The sequence below is a fragment of the Colwellia sp. KS18-150 genome (assembly GCF_057551365.1).
Genome location: NZ_BAAJMC010000005.1, coordinates 50,273 through 72,999, shown reverse-complemented (window position 1 = coordinate 72,999; position 22,727 = coordinate 50,273). Strand labels below are relative to the sequence as shown.

Below are 22,727 nucleotides of genomic sequence, written 5' to 3'. Positions count from 1 at the left end.
TTGATGAATCGATTACTGAAAAATGGCAGACCGCGAACTTACCATGTATTATTTTTACCTTATTATTTTAAATATACTGCTCACAAAATAAGCATAGTAAAGATTTTTAAAAATGGAAATTTTTATTGAATTTCAATGTCATCGCTTTAATGACGAGGGGTGTAAGCTAGGAGGATTAGAAGTTGACTACTAGTGAAGTCTATAATGGGATTAAAACGCTAAGGCAAAGAGAATTTCACTTAAATCTGGCTGCCATTGAAAGTCTTTGAGTTTAATCTTGGCACCAATAACCACCACTTGCTCGTCTTGCAAATGCTGTTTCTGCTTTTCAAAATACTCACTACCTTGAGGAAATGAAATTTTACCTTGAGAATTAATTACCCTAAACCAAGGAACCGCTTGGCCATTAAAACCTGAACGGGGTACTTTTCCTAATGACTTCCCGACTAAACGGGCTTTACCAGGTAGACCTGCTAAATCAGCAATTTGACCATAACTTGCCACTTTCCCTTGAGGTATTAGCTGTACAGTTTGCCATATTTGTTGGTAATGAGGATTAATGCTAGTGGTAGACAAAATAATTCTGCTTAAATTAACGTGCTTTATGATAATAACAACTTGATTAGGTTATCATAGCTTAGTTGAAAGCAACATAACCGAGATAAATATGAAAATTTGGGTCGATGCCGACGCCTGCCCAGTGGTGATCAAAGAAATTCTATTTAAGGCTGCTGAGCGTACTAAAATCCAAACAACTTTAGTCGCGAATCATCCTATTCGTACACCGCCTTCAAAAACCATAAGCTTTATGCAAGTCACCTCAGGGTTTGATGTCGCAGATGATGAAATTGTTAAACGCATAAATAAAGGCGATTTGGTGATCACTTCCGATATTCCATTAGCAGATGAAGTTATCGGTAAGTCAGCTCTGGCATTAAGCCCGCGTGGAGAGCTCTTTACCAAAGAAAATATAAAATCTCGTCTTAATATTCGAGATTTTATGGATACCATGCGTGCTAGTGGCGTTCAAACAGGAGGCCCTGCTGCCTTAAGTCAAAGTGATCGACAAGCTTTTGCCAATCACCTAGATAGTATTTTAACGCGATTTAAGCAAACGTAATAAGTTTAATCAGCCTTATTTTCACGAATATTTTGGCTTGATAAAGTATAAATAATACCGATTAATGCAATTACACCTAAGTAAATAAATATACCTCTTGCGGTACCGTATACATTCATAAAAGCAATAACCGAAGCTAAGTGACAAACTAATGACATCACCTTATAAATCGGTTGTTGAGTAAAGCTTCCATTTTGCTTCATCAAAAATATAGCAATAAAACCTAAACAACATGCTAACAATATAATCATTTTATGCCCCTTCTCTAACAAATATTTGCTCAGTTTTTTCGACTGGTTTGGATACCAAACTTGCAGAGGTTTTATAATAAATCATTATAATTAATGCTCCTAAGGTAAAGACAACCAAATCAACACCTACTGAAACAAAGTGTTGAGTAGAGAAGACATTAAATAGGTGGCTACCTGTTAGCACTATATTCATAGGCATAGTTACTAACAATAAACATGCAATGGTTAACGTTAACCATTTTGTCGCTTGTTTTATACTTAAGATAAAAGGTGTTAAACATGCAGCTAACCAGCTGATAAAAAAGACATTAAATATAATACTGGTATGATGCATGTCAGCGACAAATTTATTGAGCAGCAATTGAGTTGGGAATAACAATGCAGTTGCCAGAACAATACCACCACAAGAGCCAAGCAAAATTTTATTTACATTGGTATAAGTGTTCTTGCTATGGGCTGGGTTTTTAGCGTTAAGTCCTCGCTCAATCCATAACATTAAACCCGTAATAGGCAACAGAGCAGTGGCAAGTCCTAAAACAGCCCAAATAGTTTTGATAAATACGCCAGCAAAATTACCAAAGTGAAGCGGAAACATTGCATCTAATATTTTACCTGTTACCCCTTCAAGTCGGCCAAAGTTTGCTTGAGTTCGAATATACTCAGCAGTAGCTCCCTTATACACTAAGGTCTCCCCACCAAGCTGGTCTGATCCTGCGCCCTGAACATACACTAAGGAATTTTGGTCGTTATAACCCATAATAGTAATGTCGCTAAAGGTCAAATCGGGGCGGCTGCTAAAGCTTTTTTCTAAAATTTCTTCTAGCTTGGTCGGTTGTTCTACATGCGCCATAATAGGTGGTTTTATTGCGGTAAAGGTTTCAATTAACTTTTCTTGATCGCCATTAAAGCTCACATAAGCTGCAGCAGGCACTAAAACAACAGTGGCAAGCCCAAGGAAAGCACCAGTAAAAGCTATCATAGAATGGAACAATACCCCCCAAATACTCATCACTTTATGACCATCATTCAATGCCAGTGAAAAACTCTTCCTTATTCTAAAAGTAAAAAGTTGCGCTAGTATTTTTCGATGAATAAAGATACCCGTAATGATTGAAACCATTAAGGTCAATCCTAATAAACCAGTAAGAATTAAGCCTACAGGTCTGCCTAAATGAAGGTCGGCATGGAATTTAGCCAAAAATGAAGCAATATCATACTTGCCAGAATTAAAAAAAGTTTCCATGTCAGATTGTAGTTTGACTTCTAGCGTATTGGGGTCCATGGCATAGACAATGCCTTTATGCTCTTCTTTGTCTGAATCGTCAGTAAAGTGCCCTTCATAGATAACTCTTAAATACTTTGAAGAGCGTACACCTGGAATGCGAACATGCACCTCTTCAAGGTACTCTGGGCCTACTTTGTCAGCGTATTTAGCAATCGTTTCACCATATTGCTGAGCAGATATATTAACAGGTGCTCTTAATTCTTCTGTGGCCCAAATTTTTATTTCAGGCCTAGCAAATACCGCAACAGCGCCGGTAAAAGCGATAATAAATAGCAATATCCCAGTGATAATACCTACCCAAGAATGCAGTTTATATAATTTCTTTATTGTTAAACTTTTCATAATGCTCTCAATTAATAATTAACCAACTATCGCGAAATAAGAACAAGCAACATGCACCACAATCAATGTGGTCATCACAAAATAAACTTGTTTTACCGAGCTAGCCATATAGCTATAAATAAATAAGCCAGTCCAAATAAATGGAAACAATAAAGTGGGTAGACCGATAGCGTCATTTTGATGAAAAGGTAAATAGGTTGATAAACCAGGGATCATTACCACAGAAGTGATAAGGGTTAGTGCTATGGCTGAAAAAGTACGTGTTTTGAAATAAGTAAATGTACTTTTATCAGAGTCTTTCTTTATAGTAATCATAAAGTTAATTAATCAATTGAAGTTATAAGCAACAATTATATCAAAACACAATGCGAATACAAACGATAATTATTATCAAAAACAAATATAACACGGTGAGGTATAACAAATTTGATGATGGGGTATTTTAAGCGTTAGCTAGAAATACAAGTTACCCTACTTATATCTCTAGCTGCTGCGCTAAACAATTAAATTGCCTAGTCAGCTTTTTTTAATAATAGCGCCTTTATTTCTGCTAATTCCTGCTCTAGCTTTTCAATTTGTGCTCGACTGGCTGGTTCTCCGCCATCGCCGGTTTCGCCATGTAGCTCTGCACGTTGTGTTTCATGCTCTTGTGCCATCACTTCTAATACAGTACCCACCATCATGTTTAAAAAGATAAAGGCTGTTAAAAAGATAAAGCTCAAATAGTAGATCCAACTTAACGGAAAGACCGTCATAGTTTCATACATAACAGATACGTTATAAGAACATATTCTTTGTTGACTTTCAGTGAGTGAGTGAGTGAAAGCCTATCAATAAAGAGCTTATAAAGTTGAAATACAAATTGCTACCTCTGTTTAACACTGTCAACGTTGACAGGCCAGAATTAGATTGTAAAAACAGTCAAACAGCTAATAATTAAAGTGCATATTTAAACACTTTTGTTGACAGCTGACTAGGTATACTGACCTTATAGCGTAACGAGCCTAATATAAATACTTATTTTAAGAGCCTCACAATACTAGATTTATTCCTTAATAGCGAAAGGCCACACTATATTCGTTTATCAAGATGGCACTTTCGTTTAATAGGCATTGAACCTTAACGGATCTTATCTTTCAATAACTGTTTTAATTCTTGAATTTCTCTGTGTAAGTCTTCAATTGTCGGTGTGTTATTAGCTTCTTCTGTTTCTTGACGCATTTTAGCATGCTCATCTTCCATAACATTAACAACAATACCAATAACCATGTTCAAAAAAGCAAATGCGGTGAAGAAAATGAAGGTCAAGTAGAATATCCAGGACATAGGATAAACTTCCATCGTTTCATATTGGATATCTGTCCAATCTTCAAATGTCATAATTCTAAATAAAGTTAGCATCGATATAGCTATGTCACCCCATAGCTTCGGGTTAATCTCGTTGAAGATAAAGCTGCCGATAGCCGCATATATATAAAAAATAATGAACATTAAAAGAATCACGTATCCAAGCTGAGGTAATGCTTTTAATAGTGAGTTAATTAGAACCCGTAATTCAGGTACTACAGATACCATCCTCAGAACTCGGAAAACCCTAACTAGCCGTGCTAGAAGAGCCATCTCACTATCATTAATAGGTATTAAACTGATTGCAACAACTAATGTGTCAAAGATATTCCATCCTTTTTTAAAGAAGTTTTTCTTATCATCGTCAGCAATGAACCGAACTGTAATTTCAAATAAGAAAAATAAAGTAATGAATATATCCAGAATATGAGTTACAGAAATAGCACTATCCGGAAGAGTGAATGTTTTTGCGCCAATTTCTAAAGCGGAGATAATAATTACAGCAACAACAGTTAGCTCAAAAGCCTTGTTGTCTTTTAAATTATTAAGTCTTAGTTTGATATTTTCGTACATGTTTCGCCAATAAGGTATGAGATGCTATTTACAATTCACAGGATTATACCCTAGTTAAGTGTCATTTTTAGGTATGATATATCGAAAATGTGACAATACCTACCTTGCTTAACTTTAAACCTACATCATTGGTTGTTGAGCTCGAACTCATTACACTAAATAATATTTTATTTTTAAGACCTCTCTACTAACTATTACCAAATAGCCCCTGCTGACTGACAAACATCATAATGATAAAACAATGCTCGTTTTTCTCTATAGTCACTTCCTAAATCAGAATTCTGCATTTTATTAATCAATACATAAAAGAAATCATCTTCAGGTAACTCGTATAGTAATTCCATATCAATTTTAAAATACTTCCCCATCAAAAAATGAAATTGCTCAATACTAATATCAGTATCCGATATTAGCTCTTCCATGGTAATGCAACAGTTAAAATCATAAGCTTCTAATAACGCATTGACTCTTAGATTATCCAAGTTACTTTTAATTTTTAAATACGACAAAGGAAAATGATGAATAGGAACAGTTTCGAACTTATGATAAGACATGATCTTACGTCTGCATTGCTCAGGAGAGTCCTCCAAAGAAGCAACCGCATCGATAACGCAAGAGCAACAAACCCCTGTATCAGCAGATATATCTTTAATCGATTCGTTTCGATAAGAAAAGTTAAACATATTCAAGCAACACACGAGATCATAAAAATTTGAATATAAACGTTGATCACTTTCCGTTTCTTGGAGATCTTGTAAGAAATATAAGTCCACACATTCAAAGACATATTTGAACTTGTCTTTGATGATGTTGGACGCATTAGTGAAATTACAGACAGAGCAATTCATAATAATCCTTAAATAAATAAGGCCTACTAAACGCTTATTCACTTTTAATATTACAAATTGTTCGGGTGCATCGACTTCGCCGTAATAAAAAGTAGGCGCAGGCTTCCCGTAAGCCTCTGCGCTATATTAAACAATTAACTAGATAAAAATATACATTTATTTATTCATCACGACATTTTACTTGTAAATAGATATAGTAATTTTTAATCGAATACTAATCGCAAAAAAGTTACTCAGGGTTAATTAGGTTTTTAAACTCTTCTGGCTGCACATTAAGAATACAGGCAATAACATCTATGCGATCGAAGCTTGTAAGGTAATCCACTTCATCAAACGCGGTATTAATTCTTTCCCAGCTGCGTTGAAGACTTATCAAGCATTCAGCGCTTTTATCAAACTCAAGAAGTTTAGTTGTGTCCGTGGTTGCCAGTCCATTCTCCAGACTTAGTTTTAAGTCCTTTAAAGATTTGTACCCATAAAAATCTATCGCGATAGTCCTTTGCGCCTGATTCAATTTGCATTCAGTGAAATTAGCTAAACGGCGAGCTTGTCGTTTAAGTATTTTCTCATATTGTGATTTTTCTTCGGGCACTAAAAGTCTCCAAAAGTACCGAAGCATCCACAGCATATTCGTTACTTAAGAAGTCTTTTTAAATTTTATAAATGGGCTTTCGCTTTGTTTTTGTGGTCACAGGCTGCCATTACAGCCTAATTAACTGTAAGTTTATACTTTTATGTGCATAATTAATATTGCCTATCAACTCTTAAAAATTTCAGTAAATATTAGTCACCTGAAAGAGTTAACCTTATTTATGCTCTTTAGCAACATCTTCAACTTGATTTCTTAAGTCTTCTGCAATTTCAATAATGAAAGCATACTCTCTTAATCGCCCAATTATATTAACGGCTGAAAAAGCAGCTAAATAAAGTCCTGCTACAAATGCTAACAATAAGTATGGGATGTCCGTAAAACTGGTTGATCCAAATACTTTTGCAATAGCGATATATAGTGCGATTAACGCAGGAAACAGACCTAGTTTATTTAATGCTCCTACAAGAGCACCAATTCTGTGTTCAAGTTTATCAGCCTCGAAAATGAGCCTCTGTTTAGCTTTGCACAAACTCCATGAATCATACGAAGTTAACCTTTGAACAAGCATTGATTCTTGGTTTATCCGGGAGCTCAACTCACTAAGATACTCTTTAGCTGGAGCCAACATATACTTCATTTGAAGAAATGTATTATTTACTGCAAAAATTATGACCATTAAAAGTGAGATTATCATTACAACGCCGATCACAATACTTTTAGAGTCAATAAAGAAAGTAACAAAACCAATAAAGATACAAACCCCGATTATAACAAGTGACCACTTTTGAAGCTTATTGTCATACAAATTAGCAATTATATTAGAAGCTGTAACTTCTTCAATCAGCTCTTCAACAATTTCATTTACTTTCAACTTTAGACCCCCAAAGGTTTTATTTTCTATTCAGCATTTAAAATATTTGCGTACGCATTCCAATCTATCGCAGCAACAGTGCCCAATGATTGAAGTTTGCCTAATAAACTAAATAGAAAAAACATTAGGTTATTCTCTGATTGATGTTTCCTGATCGTTTGTGCATCAAGAACATATGCCCCTCCGGCCAATGAACAGCCAATATCTAATATTGAGTCTTTTTCTATCGGTAAATTCCCATCAAAAGATTTACTTGATACTCCAGCAGACCATTCACAATTAGCAGCTAGAATACCGCAGACTATATTAAAAGGCTCTTTAGCATCTTTGACTCCTGAGACTGTTGTTACTGGAACACTTGTTCTAGATAGCACACGTACTGACTTTGCCTTACTCCCAGCATATTCAAGATAAGCCTTACTTAATGTAGGTTTACATTCGAAGGCAGCATAAACAGCTTCAGCTGGAATATACTTGTGGCCTTGTTGTATCAATAACATTGGTGTGTACTGTGGATCAAAAATAACGATATCAATTTGATCACTCTTATTCCCATGGCTATCAATCACTATACCTTTATCAACACCATAACGTTTGGGCAAATAATTTCTCAGGATATCAATCCAGCTATCTTCATGTATATCGCCTTTAGTACCGGGGTGTTCAACCCCTCTTGATGCTCTTTTTAAATCATGGTGTAAATCAGTCTGAACATCCTCAAAAACACCTTTCAGCCATTTATTGTCACTCATTATTCAAGCTCCCAAATGGAGGAGTTGGTACTATCGACATCGCAACCTCAATAGCTCTTTCATCTGTAACAGCTTTATTAGGAAAAGCATCTAATATTATTGATGGTACAAGTCGCTGAGTAATATCTGAAAAGGAAAAACCAAAGTCTCGTTCATTTGAGCTGCCTGTTAGGCTGGCTATTTTATTTAAGGTTGCATCGCTTAAATTAAACGGAGCTAACGTTTGCTCAATAACAGCTTTACGTTGTTCAGCTGTCGGCCTTTTAAATGGTAAAATTTCTGCCGCTCTTCTTTTGACAGCAGGATCTAACGAATCAAGTCGATTGGTACACATAATCACTGCCGCAGGTAAGCCTTCGCTAGCAAGAGAATCAATTCCACGAATAAAAGCATTTACACCTGCACGATCTTCATGATGCATTTGCTCAGACTCTCTAGACTGAGCTAGTGCATCAGCCTCATCAATTAAAAGAATAACAGCACCTCTAGCTTTACCTGTTTCACTTTTAAATTTTTTAGCTAAGTCTTTTGTTTGTTGAAATGCAGATGTTACCAATTGAGTCATTTCTCCAACGCGACCTTGTCCTCTTGAAGATAAGCTTAACGGTAATAATGTAATATCAATATCGTTTAAGCGTGCTACCTTATCTCCAATACTTTCAGCTAATGCTGTTTTACCTGAACCTACATCACCAGCTAAAACAATCAAAGGAGGCCTGTTGATAATGGACTCTAAAGCTTCAAAATGGTCTCCGTGAAACTTTTTAATCCAGCTTTCCATAGAGGCTGGCTTTACCAATATAGACAACATTTTAGTTAACCTTAACTTATACTCGTCAAGCCCTATCAATCGTTCTAATTTCATTTGAGCTTCAAAGTCAGGAAACTCTCTACTATTTTCAAATAAGCTTTTAGCTTCTAATGTTGTCATAATTAATAACTCCTTAAAGATTTTCTCGACAGACTTCTTTCACCTGAAGAATATGTTTTATCACTATCAAAATAACCTGAAACTCCAGGTTCATCTGCTCCTACACGCTGGACTGGTAATGACTTTTTAAAATCAGCCCTCTCACTATCTGAAAGCGAGAAATACTTGTCTGTGTATGACACATAACTATGAAAATAAGCATTAGAAACATCTGCATTAGCACTTAGTGCCCCTGGTGTATCATCAACGCCACTCGCTATTTCACTTGCTGTGTAAGTAAAGGTTGGTTCTATCCAGCTACCATCTTTTTGGAAGCCAAATGTCGCTTTATTTAAGTAACCATGCTTCAATAACTGTGCTATTTCTTCCTCAAAATCAGCTATCTGAACGCTATTAGGCTTATCATAAAACCTTTGCATTCTACGTAAATCAGCTGAAACTTTTGCTGACATATGGCGAGCATGAGTAATAGTAAAAGTATTCGATACTGTTGATGTAAAACTGCTCATAACTTACCCCGAAAATGATGGACCAAATACTGTTTGCCAATATTGAATGGTCAAAGTTTTATTAGGAGCGAATTCAGCAGCATCAATAGCGTCACCAGCATTCATTGCAGCTTCCACTATCAAGTCAGCTTGGTATCTCGTATATAAATTACTAACGTTATTTTCTGCATTTACCGGATCAATGATTTCAACAGGATCATTAAAATCATTTACTTCAGCTGCACTGTAGTAATCTTCAAATAGTATTTTTTCTTCTAAATTAGACTTAACTATGTAAGTGAAAAACGCTTGTAAAGCTTCAACATAATTTGAGAAATCAACCCCGTTATCAGATAATTTAGCTAATATCATTTCAACCATAAAAGATTTAAACTTAAATCCTTCAACTTCTCTTTTTTGTTTTCTAGCCCAATACTTAATTAACCTTACTACCTGAGAGAAGTGCTCTGGTTGATGATCTTTACGTTTTTTGGCAAATTCCAAATGCAAAGGAATACTCGTTTCTAAATAACTACCATCTGCTTGACTAACTAAAAAGCCACGCCAGTCTGGCTTGCCTTCATAGATAATAGGAACAAGGTCAACATCCAACCCAGTACCTTTAAAGGAAACGCAAATACTATATGTTTGACGCTTAATTTGATCATATGAAAAATTTGGGTAAGCTTTTCTGATTTTTTCTTCTAGGTAATCTAATAAATCATTTAGCGAAGTTGAAGAATCAACACCTGTTACATAGACTGCCACATCAATATCATTAAGCATTTTTAGGGCTGTTCCCTTTGCTAAGCTACCAGACAGTTGCATTCTTTTTAATGCAAAGTCAGGGTGCTCTTTAAGGTAGCCATCTAATTTCTCCCTTAAGTTTCTTGCTTGTTTACGAAACTTATCAGCCTTATCCTTAGGCAAATTAACTTTATCTTTTGCGAACTGACATAGCTCTTTATGGTTTATATGATCTAGCGACATAACAACTCCTCACTTATTGAGTAGTAATAAGAAAATAATACTTGATTCTATTCATCACTTTTTCTCCTTTCTAACACCTTTGAAAGGAGTTTTATCAGTTGTTTTAACATCCATGAAACGCCCTGTATCAGCATCCCTTTTAACCCAATGCCCGCTTTGAGTTTGAGTTTGGGATCTGCTTCTTACTGCGCCTTTGCGATGTCCATCGCCTTTTGGTGGGTTTGTAGCCATTATAGCCTCCTAATTTTCTGGTTAAGTTAATCACATTTATCAGAGTTTTAAAAAAAGATCCCTCTTGGGATCGTCTACTAATTTACACCTCATTTCTGGTTAACGCAAGCAGATTTATCAGAATAATTAAAAGAGCTATAAAATAGCTTTATAGACAAACTCTAAGCCACCTGATTCAGCGACTTCTTTATGACCGAGAACTAAACCAATGTTATGTAGTTTTTTTAACTTACCGCTAGCATTCTGAGCTGAAACATCAAAATGTTTAGACACTGTAGATGTTGTAACTTGATTTTTATCAACTACAAACTCCAATAGTTCTTTAACAGTATTACTCAGCTTGCTTCCAATAACATCAAAACCATTATCAGATTTAACTAAGATTGGCTGATCTTTTGCAATAGCCCCATATGACCAGTTATCTAGTAAGTCTTTATTAGGAATATCGATAAGATAAAAGCCTTTTTCTCCTTTTAATGCCTTAGCTAAAGAAATTATGCTCTCTCTTGGAAAAGATGCGTCTGTAAATTTCATCCCCTCTAAGCTGATAGCAAAAAAATCGCAAGATGGATTTTCATCTACGATTTTACTAATCTTTACGAAGGCTTCTCTTCCTTCATCGTTTCCAAAAGCATGATCACATTCAACCACATCTTTTAGAAGTATTTTATAAGTTCTCTCTTTCATCTGCTTAAGTTTATTACATTTATCAGAAATTATCTATATAGAAGTCAAAACAAATATGAGTTCCAGAAATCTTAGACAAGTTTTGAGTTATATTTGAACTTATTTTATCCCCATTAATATATTCAAGTTCGATAGAGAAATCTTCTTGTCGAATCGAAATAAGAGCCCTGTCTTTTGTGGCATGCTCTCTACTGCTTTTAAAACCTAACCCTCTACCTTTTCCATATCTGCTCACTTCACCTTTAGTAAATGCATGTAGAACGAGTTGGGCATTATTTTCGCTATTATCGACTCGGTATTTTTTATATAGCTTAGGGTGTGTTTCTTTTAAAGTAGAACGTAAAGTGGCTGCAATACCAACGCCACTGTCTGAAACTATTGTTTGAATATGCTTATTCTTGCCTTTATAAAGCTGAAGGCCAGCTAAACCAGTAATTTTACTATCACTATGATCCTTAACATTGCCTATTAATTCAGAAAAAACGGTCTTGGCTGCTAAAGCGTATTGTTCCGAAGAGTTTTCAATAAACCTTTCACCAAGAAGTATTATTAACTCTCGATTTCTTTCGTTAGGATCTATATCTCCTAACTCCAGCATCGTCTTGCTATTACCTTGATAACGTTTTGCCAAAGAAGATTTAGGTCTAGCAGGAATAGTTGTAATTTTGTCATCTAGATAATCAAAAAAACCATTACGGCTAAAAAAGTTTAAAGTATTACGGCACTCGCCCATATCAATAGTAATATTGTAACCACCATCTTTTAACTGGTTAGCCAATGCTAGAAAGCGAGCGATAGCGATGAGTAAAAATTTACAGTCTTCAGGAAAAATAAAATGCATTTCTTTTAAAGAGTCGATTGAATCTACATTCAGTGGCTTTAGCGATTTTTCAAATATATGTTCATCAACCCACTTACTAGGAAACTCAACTTTTGTGATAGAAACTTGTTTTAACGTCCAACAATGATCGTCATCTTTTTCAAATGAGTCTAAATTTTTACTTAAAAAAGAGTTTACTTCTTTACGTTCTTTCCCAATATTTCTGGCTATCTGACGACCTGTTAAACCTGGCTTAACTTTTAAAACGTCCTTGATATCATCAAGCATAATAATTCCTTTTTACAAGCCAACACTTCTTTGCATACTTTGAGTCCACGAAGCTTTAAATGCACTATCTCCAGCGAATAACTTATACAGCTCTAGCTCATCTTTACGTCTTGCTAACATGACTTCTTTAAGCATTTTTTCGAATGCTAACTCTCGGTTATGAGGATCAGGGTTGTTTTGGTATTTAGCTTCAAAATCTGGGTGACTTTTCACACTTTCAGCAATGTTTATAAACTTAACTTTCTGCTCTTCAGGTGTCGCACTCCAACCTTGAAACCATCTTTCGTTAAAGTTTTTAATGATCTCGTCTAGTGGATCTTTTTCATCATCACCGCCATGAGCACCGCGAGGGTTTGGATTTTGAGGATCTAATTCAGTTTCACCATCATCTAAGCCAATACCATAGTTGAGCTTTACACGCTGTAACCCGTAAGAGCTTAAGTCAACAGAGTCTAACAATGCATCAAGCTTTTCTGAATCAGGATCTTTAACAATTAACTTTGGAATTAAGAACTTAAGGAACCAAAATAGCTTTTCCCAAGCAACAATTTCATAAGGCATTATTGAAGCCATCTGCCCGTAAATTTTTACGAACTGTTTGGCTTTTATCTTAAAATCGACTTTATCGTCATCTTCTAGCTCTAACTCAAAATTAAATCGATTAGCCGCAGTATCAATTATTGGGCTTAAGGTTTGCGCATCTTCATTATCAAAGTAGCGCTTAACAAAATCTTCAACTTCGTACCATTCATAAACGCCAATATCATCCATCGCATCTTTTAGCTCATGTAATACATTTACATCAGTTGCTTCAGATAAAGTCGTTGAAGTATAAAATGGGTCAAATGCCGTTTTGATTTCATCAACACTATTAAAGAAATCGAGTACAAATAAATCCTCAGTTTTCTTACCAAGCTTAGGTGCAGAGCGATTTAAGCGTGATAATGTTTGCACACAAAGTACGCTCGCTAACTTTTTATCTACGTACATAGAGCAGAGCTTTGGCTGATCAAAGCCCGTTAGGTATTTATTAGCAACAACCAACAAGCGATACTCATCAGTATCAAACTTATCTTTAGTTTCACTCTCGGCAAAGCCGTTCATTTCGGCTTCAGTATATTCAATACCATCCACTTCTTTGGTGCCAGAAAATGCTATCGCTATTTTAAATGGGCTACCTTGAGCTTCTATCACTCGCTTTAATGCTTTGTAATAACGAATAGCTGTAACAATATTTTGTGTAACAACCATACCTTTGCCTTTACCACGTAGCTTTTTGGCGTTCACTACTTGTGGAATAAAGTGTTCAAGCATAATTTCAGCTTTGGTGTCTATGGTCTGTTGGCTGGTTTCAACGTAAGCACGTAAGCGTTTTTGCGCCTTTTTAGTATCAAATTCAGGGTTATCTTGAATTGACTTTTCTATCTCGTAGTAACTTTTATAGGTAGTGTAATTGGCAATAACATCAAGAATAAAGCCTTCTTCAATGGCTTGTTTCATTGAATATAAATGAAATGGCTTAAAACTACCGTCTTCTTGTTTTTGACCAAACTTTTCTAAGGTGCTGTTTTTAGGCGTTGCAGTAAAGGCTAAATATGAAGCATTACCTCGCATCTTTCGTGAGCGCATTGCTTGCAATACTTTGTCTTGCGCATCTTCAGCTTCCTCTACTTCAGTTTTACCCATAGCCCTGTTCATATTGTCGTGGGCAGAGCCTGACTGAGAGCTATGCGCCTCATCAATAATTACCGCAAAACGTTTATCACTTAAATCACTAATGCCATCAATAATGAATGGGAACTTTTGGATAGTGGTAATGATAATTTTTTTACCATTTTCCAAGGCTGATTTAAGTTCTGATGATTTAAATGCAGGGGCAACAATGTTTTTAACTTCAGAGAATTCTTTAATGTTATCTCTAAGTTGTTTATCAAGTAATCGTCTATCAGTAACTACAATAACTGAGTCAAATAACGGTTGTTCTATACCTTTGCCACCTTGAATATCAGGACTAACTGGATACGTTTCTATTAACTGATAAGCCGCCCAAGTGATAGAGTTTGACTTACCAGAACCAGCAGAGTGCTGTATTAAATAAGTATGGCCAACACCATTAGTTGCAGCATGATTAATTAAATTACGAACAACGTTCATTTGATGATAACGAGGAAAGAACAAGGTGCGTTTCTTCAAGTCATCTTTGCTACTACCATCTAAACGCACAAAGTGCTGAATAATATTAGCTAGACTAGCTTTGCTAAAAACCTCTTCCCACAAGTAGCTTGTCTTGTGACCGTAAATGTTAGGTGGATTACCCTGACCATGATTATTACCTTTGTTAAACGGTAAAAAGAAGGTGTTTTTACCGGCTAACTTGGTGGTCATATATACTTCATCAGTATCAACCGCCATATGCACTAAACAACGACCAAACTGCAATAACGACTGAGAGGTATCCCTATCATTACGGTACTGCTTCTGCCCATGGTAACGAGCATTTTGGCCGGTCCAAGCATTTTTCAGCTCTAGAGTTATCAACGGAATACCGTTAATAAACAGCACCATATCAATTTCTTGTAACGGATTAGTTTTTGAATACCTTAATTGACGCGTTGAGCTAAATATATTGGCATTAAAGTTCTGTTTAACAGAGTTACTACTACTAGCTAATGGTGCTGGATACATCAGATTTAAATGCGCATCTTCAACACTCAATCCTTTTTTAAGCAAATGCAAAATGCCATGTTTTTTAATAAGCCTATCAAAACGCTCAAGTACTTTCCGTTCCCAGTCGTTGGGGCTATTTTTCTTAAGCTTTTCTAGCTCTTGCTCTTGAGTATTTTGCAAAAACTGCCAAAAGAACTTTGTATCTATGGCGTAGTGCATATCAAAATCAGCAGGATAGCCTAGCTGATACATCGTGTTGTTATAGTCAGGCGCAACCTCTTGCACACTGGCTTTTAAATCTTCTAAACAAGTGCCAGTTAGGTGCTTTTCGATTGCTGCTTCTAAAGCTTGTTCGTTTGTTTGGCTAACCATCCCTATAATATCTCCCTGCATTTAAAACAAAGCTTCAAGCACCGATGTTTGATACTCTTGTTGTATAACTTTATGTTTAATCTTGTTAAGCTCTTCACTTAGTTGTCGCTCATCTAATCCAACACTGATCTCTACTAACGTTTTTAATTCGTTCTTAAAAATATCTATTTGCCTTTTTCTTGCGCTATTTAAAGCAGCCAAATTTAAAACTCTTATTGTTTCTTTAGCTTTATGAGTGTCATTGGCTGACAAGCCTTCTTTAGCTTCTATAACACCAGTAGTTAAGAAGTTAAAAAAAGAACAAGGGTCATCTACATCAGGTTTAATTATATCGTTAGCATTATATGCACCTGGACCTTGCATACCTTGGCGATCCTTAAAATGTCCACAAGTATTACTTTCAAACTTCCCGCAACAGCCAAAAAGGTTATCCCATGAAAATGTTAAATGTCGATATGGTGCTGAACCATCAGGCTTTTGACCTTTATGAAAAAAATGTTCAATGTGACCACTGTTTTTAACTGTTGCCCTTTCACAAAATGCACAAAAATTTCCTTGCATTGCTTTAAAATTTTGCCAGATCTGAGTGCGGCAAGAACTAGATGGTCTATTGCTACTCCATGATTGAATTCTGTAATCGTAATTTGATAATGCAGCGGGTGCCGGCTGAGGCCTATTTAACTTTCGCATTGTTTATGATTCTTTTTTTAATCGAGCGTTCATTTCCATTATTCGAATTTGACTTTCGCAGTCGGCCACTACAGGATGATTATCACCAAAGTGAGCCTTTATCTTTAGGAATACTTCATCACGAGATTTTTTATCATTAGCTTTCAGTAATCTTGAAAAGTCATTTAACCATTTTGCCTCTTCAATATGTTCTGGTACTGAGTTAGTTCCCATTATTCTCGCTAAAATATCAGCACTAGTAACACCCTTAGTTTGAAATTGCGGTGTAGATACTAAAAGCTCGCTGTCATCACCAAAGCAAATTTGCCTAATACACTTATTATCAACAGTAGAAAGAATTTGAGGACTGTGAGTAGTTACAATGAATTGAATATTTGGAAATGTCTTTTGTAATCCTAATAATACTTCTTGCTGCCACCTAGGGTGAAGATGGAGCTCTACTTCATCAATAATAACTATTCCATGGCCAGACAGCGGGAATTCAATATCTGGGTTTAAGGTAGAAAGGCGGAGTGCTAAATCACCAGTTAGAGCCAATAAAGACTTTTGGCCTTGAGATAATTGAGAAACATTTACTCTATTACCAAAATTATTAACTAAAATCCTAGGGCTACCACTGCTTCGATCTACAGTTAAATCTTTTACATCTGGAACTAAAGTTTCAATGGCATCATTTACCCATTTTAATAATTTTTGGTGCTTTATTGATTTTGAGCCCAATAAACTTGCTAAGTTTTTTTTCTCAAGTTTTAGTTCCTGAGCCAACTCATTATCATCAGGTACTTTTTTTCCGCTATGAAACTTATTAATAAGTTTTTCTAAAGCCTGAATGGTTTGTTTTGATTCTTTAATCTCTTGAGTCTCTTCCCCTTCAGCTAAGTTATACAATTCTATATATAAGCGAGTAAAATCATCTAACTGTGTGCTAGCTTCTAAGCTATCTTTTAATGCATCAAACCGAGAGTCAGGGCTATTTAATAGTGCTTTTTCTAATGAAGCTTTAGGTAACTTAACACTTGACCTTTCAACAGAATAAAAAGCAAATAGAGGTAAAGGTAACAAACTATGCTCCGCAACCATGCGATACATATCACCAAATTGTTTAGCTGTAGCGACAACTCCTGAAACATTTCCTGAATACCCTGAAATAGGAGACGCTAATGAAATTTCAAATTTATTATCTTTATCAAGTTGAAACTTTCCAATCAACTCTGAATAATCTATTGCCTTTGAATTAATATCAGATTCAACAATTTTTTTGCCACTAACATTACTTTTTACCAAATTTCGATTAAACCAAGTTAGAGCTTTAGCGAGTGATTCTGCAATACTTGTTTTACCTGCTCCATTATCACCAATGATGACTGTTATCTGATTATTAAAGTGAATATCTAGATCTCTAAATCGTCTAAACTCGTGAAGGTTAATAGAACTAACCTTAAACTTTAGTGATGGAAGCTTGTCAACAATCATCTCCATATATGTTTGAGCAAGCTCTTCATTTACAGCCTCAACATTCTTACCCGTTGAATAGTTTTCATATAATTGAAACATAGATAACAAATTGCCTTTAACAGCGTTTTGCTTAAGATTTTTTATAGTTTTACTATGCTCTTTGCGATCTGGCTTATTCATAACTTTCCTCAAATATTTGAGCGATCAATCTAGTTGAATACTTAACTTCCAATCGGGTTATTAAAAATGGTTCGATGTGTTTTGCGAAAGCAAGTAAACCTTTTAAATGATGAATATCTTCTTTATCCAATTTATTAAATAGGTATTGATGAACTAAGTGCTTTATGTAGCGTTTTCTTTCTCTTCCAAGAGATAAATTACCATTGTTATCTATAGTGATTCCGGTCACATGCCGGTTATGGCCTTTCGAAGAAAAAGCTGTTTTTTTTCTGTTTACATTTAACGCGTCGTTAAAATGTTCTTTTAATTTTTCTGTGACTAATTTCGGAATGCTGAATAAAGTATCTTTATGATTAGTAGAGAAAGTTAAATCATCTGCATAACGTGTGTAGACTATATCCTGGTTCAAACATAGATCAGACATTGAGACATCAAATTGAAACATGAAGAAGTTTGAAAGCATTGGTGAAGTAGGTGCCCCTATGCTCAAAATTAGTTTTCCCGAAGAAGACTTACTAGGTGACCAAAATAATAACCTTTCCATGAGAACTTTTTCTTTATCTGATGGTACTGCGTAGTGTATTTTCCAAACAGACCAAAAAAGTTCGCTAGTAATTGAATTAAAGAAGTTTTCTAAATCTAATTTAAGTAAATAACGATTACGTCTATGCTTATTAGCATTATCTTTAATACTTAACCCTTCACGGTATGCCATAGCGGCATCATGAATATGTAATTTGAATAGCGATAAAAATGCTCGCTGGTATTCTTTAAGTTCTCTCGAAGGCTGTGCTATCACCCGGTGTCCTGAGGTTCGCTTAGGAATGGTATAAACTTTATATTTAAGTGGAGCACTAGCTAGAAAGCTTATCATTTCTGATTCGCCTTTATTTAAATTCTCCGCTAGTTTTTTTATAAATTCCATTCTTTGACCTACAAATAAAAAAGCCCAAAAGCATAGCTCTTGGGCTTAGCTCTTTACTAGAGGCCGCGATATGTACGCAACCTTCATGAGGAACGAATGACGGTTGCGTACATATCGCAACCGTAAAGTCGTTCAATAAATTAGAGTCTGGCTAAACACCCGACTAGACGAATTTCGTCCTAAGCTAAAGAGCACTTTAAGTGTACAACAGCCCAATAACTACTTCAATTAATTAGTGATTATTCACCTTTATCTTTCCTGTTACTGCACTGTTAATCAGTGTAGTTTTATACTCTTTTAGTTTTTCGATTTGTTGAATTTGGATTTCAATACCATCATCAACTTTTCCTGACTCATTTCTAATATACTCAACTAACTCTTGTTGCTCTTTAAGCGGTGGTAAAACTACAGGAATATTATTAATGTCAGCCATATTAAAGTGAAGTACAGTAGACCCCGACGAAAGGAAGTCAATGTATGTTCTACCTATACTTGAATAAATTAATGAGATAGCAAACTCTGGAATGAGTCTTTTTCTATCAATTTTAAGCCAAACCATCCTTTGACCGAGACACAATTTTACATTGTCAGGTACAAGGCAGGCTTCACCTGCGGGTGCTTCCCTTGTTAGAAGTACGTCACCAACTTTTGGAACACCTCGACGAGTCCATTCTTTAAAACCTTTTTCATGTGTAAATTTTGCTCCTGCCATTAGTAATTTACCTCCCTTTACATTTGTTGTTCTAACAACAAAGTAATCAGTATCATCTACAAATGGAGCCGTTTTATGCTCACAATCAATAATGCCTTTCAATGAATGTTTAATAGGTTCGTAAGCCCAATGCTCAGGAATTTCACCAATCCAATCTACACCTGAATCTTTCATTGGTGCGTCTGGATTTAAACCTTTAGTCACGGCTTGTTGAATGATGATTTTCTTGCGTTCTTTTAACAGCTCAATTTGCTTTTCTTTGATGGCAATCGCTTCATCAATTTGTGCTGTTTTTTTATCAAGAAAGTTGGCAATGGTAGTTTGTAAGTTTTTAGGGATATCAAATACTGGGAGTCGATAAAAATCCTGAAAGCTAAGGTTTTGACGCAACCCTGTTCCAAACTTATACAAAACTTTTGTTGTATCTAACGAATGCAAATAATAATAGAGAAATTTTGAATCAAACTTTTCATTAATCTTAAGGTTTAAATATGCACTAGTGATAATACCGTGATCTTCAGATAGCCCAGTTCTTAGGCTCGTCTTATCGTTTTGTAAATCCATACAACGTATGATGAGATCGCCAGGTTCAACAATTTGGTATGTTTCAAATGACTCAGGCACCAAGCCAACAAGCTTTTCTTTAGGTTTAACAATAATCTTTCCATAGCTTAGCGAAAGAACACGATCCTCTTTCATTCCTTTATTATTTCGCTTATTTTCACTATAAGCACTAAAACCGGGAATTATATTCCACTCATTAGGAATATCACCTAACCAATCTACTCCAGAATCTTTATATGCCTTGTATTTAGGCATTCCAGCTAACTCTGCCATGGTTACTCTCCTTGCACCTTAGCCAAATCAACACCAAGAATGTCCGCTATTAACCCTTCTGCTTTTTGCTCAAGGTTGATTATGTCGCTTGCAACTTCATCCATCGCTCTTAGTGGTTTGTGTTGATAGAAGTACTTGTTAAAGCTAATTTCATAACCAATTTTAGTGCTATCTAAATTGATCCAGGCTTCGTTTACATGCGGTTTAACTTCATCAAGGTAATATTGGTGAATTTCACTGTTGTCGTTAGTCGAGTCTTTATCTTCAAGGTAAGTCAGTGGTACTGATTCAGCATCACGCAAATCTGAGTTGGCTTCATAAGTGGTGAATTCTAATTTTTTACCTTCAATAGCGTAATAACCAAAGTCAGCTAAATCAGATGCTTCACAGCCTAAGTGATGTAATAATTCATCAAGTTTTTCTTGCTTAAACTTAACCATTTTCTTTATCACTTTTTCAGCATTTTCCTCGTACCAACTCATGGCATTAATGACCGTGGTGTAAAACGCTTTTCGTTTATTTGCTTTAATGTCGGCTAATACATCAGCTGAAACTGCTTTAAACTGGGCTTCAACATCCGCTTTAAATAAGTTGTAATCGTTATATTCTTTGGTGATTGTTTCAGCGAGCTTATTGGCAAGCGCAACCAGAAACTTACCTTGCTGCCATGTATCGGTTAAAAGTAGCTTGGCTTTCGCTTTAGCGTTTAAGGTAATGTCGTTGTCTTCACACCAAGCGATTATTTCTTTCTCTTTTTCTTTGCTATTAGCAGTAAAAAAGTCAGCTTGGTAAACCTTGTCACCATATTCCGCATAAAGATGCTCCATTGGCTCACGTAGTGTTTTATCAAAGCGTAACGGTGCAATAAGTTCGTCTTTAAACTGAGCACTGCGTCTGTCTGGACGTTCAATGTTTACTTTGTAATAACCAAAGTCGTCATTATTAAGTACTTTGGCCGCAATGCCTGTTGGATCTTTATCTTGCGTTAGTTGGCGCTCAACACTTGCAGCATCAAGATACGTTTGGGTAATTTCAGTAATATGCTTTGGCGAGAACTCACAGTTTTTATTACCTAAATTTTTACGGAGCTTTTTAAACAACAAGCTTGCGTCAATCAGTTGTACTTTGCCTTGGCGATTTTGAGGTTTGCTATTATTCAGTAGCCAAATATAGGTAGTGATCCCTGTGTTATAGAACAAGTTATTGGGTAGCTGCACTATGGCATCAAGCATATCGTTTTCAATAATGTAACGACGAATATTACTTTCGCCCGAGCCTGCATCACCGGTAAATAAACTAGAGCCGTTATGAACTGATGCTATACGAGAGCCTAATGGGCTGGTAGCGGTAGACTTCATCTTGCTGACCATTTCCATTAGAAACAGCAATTGGCCGTCAGATGAGCGTGGTGTTGCGTCAACAAAGCCTTCTTTCGGTAAGTTACCCCAGTAATCTTTTAATACAACTTGAAAGCGTGAGTCGATAACGTCTGAGCCATCTTTAATGTGCTTTTGTTCACTTGCCCAGCTTTTACCGTATGGCGGATTAGATAAACAAAAATCAAAGCGTTGGCCTGCAAATTCGTCCGTAGAAAGTGTTGAACCTACTTTAATATTTTTAGGGTCATTACCTTTGATCATCATGTCTGACTTACAAATGGCGTAGGTTTCGTCGTTGATCTCTTTACCGTATAAATTAATATCGCGGGTAGTGTTTTCTACCGGGTATTTTTCATTAATAAAGTTTTGTGTTTCGGTAAGCATACCGCCACTACCACAAGCAGGGTCATAACAGGTTAATGTTAATGGTAAATCTGATTTAATTGGGTCAAATACAAGGTGAGTCATTAACTCAATTACTTCACGTGGCGTAAAGTGCTCACCAGCCTCTTCGTTGTTGTCTTCGTTAAATTTACGAATAAGCTCTTCAAACACATAACCCATGCCTAAATTACTTAAGGCTGGTAGTTTATTACCTTCAGGATCTTCAACCTCATCAGGCGTTAAGTTGATATAAGGAGAAACAAACTTCTCTAATACATCAAGCAATACATCTTTACCTGCCATATGTTGAAATTGAGATTTTAAGTTAAAGCATTCGATAATTTCTTTAACGTTGGCACTAAAACCGTTTAGGTATTCTTCAATATTTGCCAATATAATTTGGCGGTTATTGGTTGCGGTTTCTTTAATGCTGGTTAATGTCCATTTCGAGGTGTTGTAAAACACATAACCTGCGGCATCAATTAACGGCGCATCATCAAGCTCTGTGGCTTCCATTTCCTCAACTTGAAACTTAACTTCATCAAGCACCGCTTTTTTATTGGGCTCAAGTAAGGTATCTAAACGGCGTAATACCACCATAGGTAAAATTACGTCACGGTATTTACCACGCACGTATACGTCACGCAGGCAGTCGTCAGCAATTGACCAGATAAAAGAGATAAGTTTGTTATGTGCGCTGTGATCCATTT

Annotated in this window: 22 protein-coding genes and 1 pseudogene; 1 reads left to right on the top strand and 22 read right to left on the bottom strand. The window is 35.8% G+C overall.

Translation table 11 applies throughout. The annotated features are described in order from the left end of the window. Positions 1-210: 210 nt before the first annotated feature. The gene (locus AC27IF_RS09135; protein WP_487053832.1) at positions 211-576 is read right to left on the bottom strand and encodes an MGMT family protein; all 366 of its coding nucleotides are present in this window, start codon (positions 574-576) and stop codon (positions 211-213) included. 91 nt (positions 577-667) lie between these two features. Here AC27IF_RS09135 and AC27IF_RS09130 point away from each other — a divergent pair, with 91 nt between their 5' ends. Continuing rightward, on the top strand, positions 668-1,120 hold the full coding sequence (locus AC27IF_RS09130) for a YaiI/YqxD family protein (RefSeq protein ID WP_487053831.1): 453 nt from the start codon (positions 668-670) through the stop codon (positions 1,118-1,120). Between the two features lie 5 nt (positions 1,121-1,125). Here AC27IF_RS09130 and AC27IF_RS09125 read toward each other — a convergent pair whose 3' ends face one another. The 21 genes and pseudogenes from AC27IF_RS09125 to AC27IF_RS09025 form a co-directional block, all read right to left on the bottom strand. Continuing rightward, a complete protein-coding gene (locus tag AC27IF_RS09125) occupies positions 1,126-1,371 on the bottom strand; it encodes a hypothetical protein (protein ID WP_487053830.1) in 246 nt (81 codons plus the stop codon). Position 1,372: 1 nt separating this feature from the next. Further along, the gene (locus AC27IF_RS09120) at positions 1,373-2,998 is read right to left on the bottom strand and encodes a PepSY-associated TM helix domain-containing protein (protein WP_487053828.1); all 1,626 of its coding nucleotides are present in this window, start codon (positions 2,996-2,998) and stop codon (positions 1,373-1,375) included. Positions 2,999-3,016: 18 nt separating this feature from the next. Then, a complete protein-coding gene (locus AC27IF_RS09115) occupies positions 3,017-3,313 on the bottom strand; it encodes a hypothetical protein (protein ID WP_487053827.1) in 297 nt (98 codons plus the stop codon). A 197-nt stretch (positions 3,314-3,510) separates the two neighbouring features. Next, positions 3,511-3,768, bottom strand: a pseudogene (locus AC27IF_RS09110) (ion transporter); the annotation flags it as partial. A 349-nt stretch (positions 3,769-4,117) separates the two neighbouring features. Then, positions 4,118-4,918: an ion transporter gene (locus AC27IF_RS09105; RefSeq protein WP_487053825.1), complete on the bottom strand. Its 801-nt coding sequence runs from the start codon at positions 4,916-4,918 to the stop codon at positions 4,118-4,120. Positions 4,919-5,112: 194 nt separating this feature from the next. Next, the gene (locus AC27IF_RS09100; protein ID WP_487053823.1) at positions 5,113-5,766 is read right to left on the bottom strand and encodes a hypothetical protein; all 654 of its coding nucleotides are present in this window, start codon (positions 5,764-5,766) and stop codon (positions 5,113-5,115) included. Positions 5,767-5,995: 229 nt separating this feature from the next. Continuing rightward, positions 5,996-6,358 carry a hypothetical protein gene (locus AC27IF_RS09095; RefSeq protein ID WP_487053822.1) on the bottom strand — a complete coding sequence of 121 codons (363 nt, stop codon included), beginning with the start codon at positions 6,356-6,358 and terminating at the stop codon, positions 5,996-5,998. 214 nt (positions 6,359-6,572) lie between these two features. Continuing rightward, on the bottom strand, positions 6,573-7,229 hold the full coding sequence (locus AC27IF_RS09090) for a hypothetical protein (RefSeq protein WP_487053820.1): 657 nt from the start codon (positions 7,227-7,229) through the stop codon (positions 6,573-6,575). A gap of 26 nt (positions 7,230-7,255) precedes the next feature. Further along, on the bottom strand, positions 7,256-7,981 hold the full coding sequence (locus AC27IF_RS09085) for a DUF6602 domain-containing protein (RefSeq protein WP_487053819.1): 726 nt from the start codon (positions 7,979-7,981) through the stop codon (positions 7,256-7,258). Continuing rightward, positions 7,974-8,912, bottom strand: a complete 939-nt coding sequence (locus AC27IF_RS09080; protein WP_487053817.1) for an AAA family ATPase — start codon at positions 8,910-8,912, stop codon at positions 7,974-7,976. Before AC27IF_RS09080 ends, AC27IF_RS09085 begins: the two co-directional genes overlap by 8 nt. Before the next feature lie 2 nt (positions 8,913-8,914). Then, positions 8,915-9,421 (bottom strand): HORMA-1 domain-containing protein, encoded by a 507-nt coding sequence (locus tag AC27IF_RS09075; RefSeq protein WP_487053816.1) that lies wholly within the window; start codon positions 9,419-9,421, stop codon positions 8,915-8,917. Positions 9,422-9,424: 3 nt separating this feature from the next. Then, positions 9,425-10,390: a CBASS oligonucleotide cyclase gene (locus AC27IF_RS09070; protein ID WP_487053814.1), complete on the bottom strand. Its 966-nt coding sequence runs from the start codon at positions 10,388-10,390 to the stop codon at positions 9,425-9,427. A 54-nt stretch (positions 10,391-10,444) separates the two neighbouring features. Beyond that, complete coding sequence (locus tag AC27IF_RS09065; protein WP_303610241.1) at positions 10,445-10,621, bottom strand: hypothetical protein; 177 nt, start codon at positions 10,619-10,621, stop codon at positions 10,445-10,447. Between the two features lie 135 nt (positions 10,622-10,756). After that, entirely contained in the window at positions 10,757-11,308 is a 552-nt protein-coding gene (locus tag AC27IF_RS09060) for a DNA-binding protein (protein WP_303610240.1), read from the bottom strand. Between the two features lie 22 nt (positions 11,309-11,330). After that, positions 11,331-12,416, bottom strand: a complete 1,086-nt coding sequence (locus AC27IF_RS09055) for an ATP-binding protein (protein ID WP_487053812.1) — start codon at positions 12,414-12,416, stop codon at positions 11,331-11,333. Positions 12,417-12,428: 12 nt separating this feature from the next. Beyond that, positions 12,429-15,455: a type I restriction endonuclease subunit R gene (locus AC27IF_RS09050; RefSeq protein WP_487053811.1), complete on the bottom strand. Its 3,027-nt coding sequence runs from the start codon at positions 15,453-15,455 to the stop codon at positions 12,429-12,431. A 21-nt stretch (positions 15,456-15,476) separates the two neighbouring features. Next, the gene (ptuB, locus tag AC27IF_RS09045) at positions 15,477-16,145 is read right to left on the bottom strand and encodes a retron Ec78 anti-phage system effector HNH endonuclease PtuB (RefSeq protein ID WP_487053810.1); all 669 of its coding nucleotides are present in this window, start codon (positions 16,143-16,145) and stop codon (positions 15,477-15,479) included. Positions 16,146-16,148: 3 nt separating this feature from the next. Further along, the gene (gene ptuA, locus AC27IF_RS09040) at positions 16,149-17,780 is read right to left on the bottom strand and encodes a retron Ec78 anti-phage system effector ATPase PtuA (protein WP_487053808.1); all 1,632 of its coding nucleotides are present in this window, start codon (positions 17,778-17,780) and stop codon (positions 16,149-16,151) included. Further along, positions 17,773-18,705 carry a retron St85 family RNA-directed DNA polymerase gene (locus AC27IF_RS09035; protein ID WP_487053807.1) on the bottom strand — a complete coding sequence of 311 codons (933 nt, stop codon included), beginning with the start codon at positions 18,703-18,705 and terminating at the stop codon, positions 17,773-17,775. Before AC27IF_RS09035 ends, ptuA begins: the two co-directional genes overlap by 8 nt. A gap of 232 nt (positions 18,706-18,937) precedes the next feature. After that, the gene (locus tag AC27IF_RS09030; protein ID WP_487053805.1) at positions 18,938-20,254 is read right to left on the bottom strand and encodes a restriction endonuclease subunit S; all 1,317 of its coding nucleotides are present in this window, start codon (positions 20,252-20,254) and stop codon (positions 18,938-18,940) included. Between the two features lie 2 nt (positions 20,255-20,256). Further along, positions 20,257-22,725 (bottom strand): N-6 DNA methylase, encoded by a 2,469-nt coding sequence (locus tag AC27IF_RS09025; protein ID WP_487053804.1) that lies wholly within the window; start codon positions 22,723-22,725, stop codon positions 20,257-20,259. Positions 22,726-22,727 lie beyond the last annotated feature (2 nt).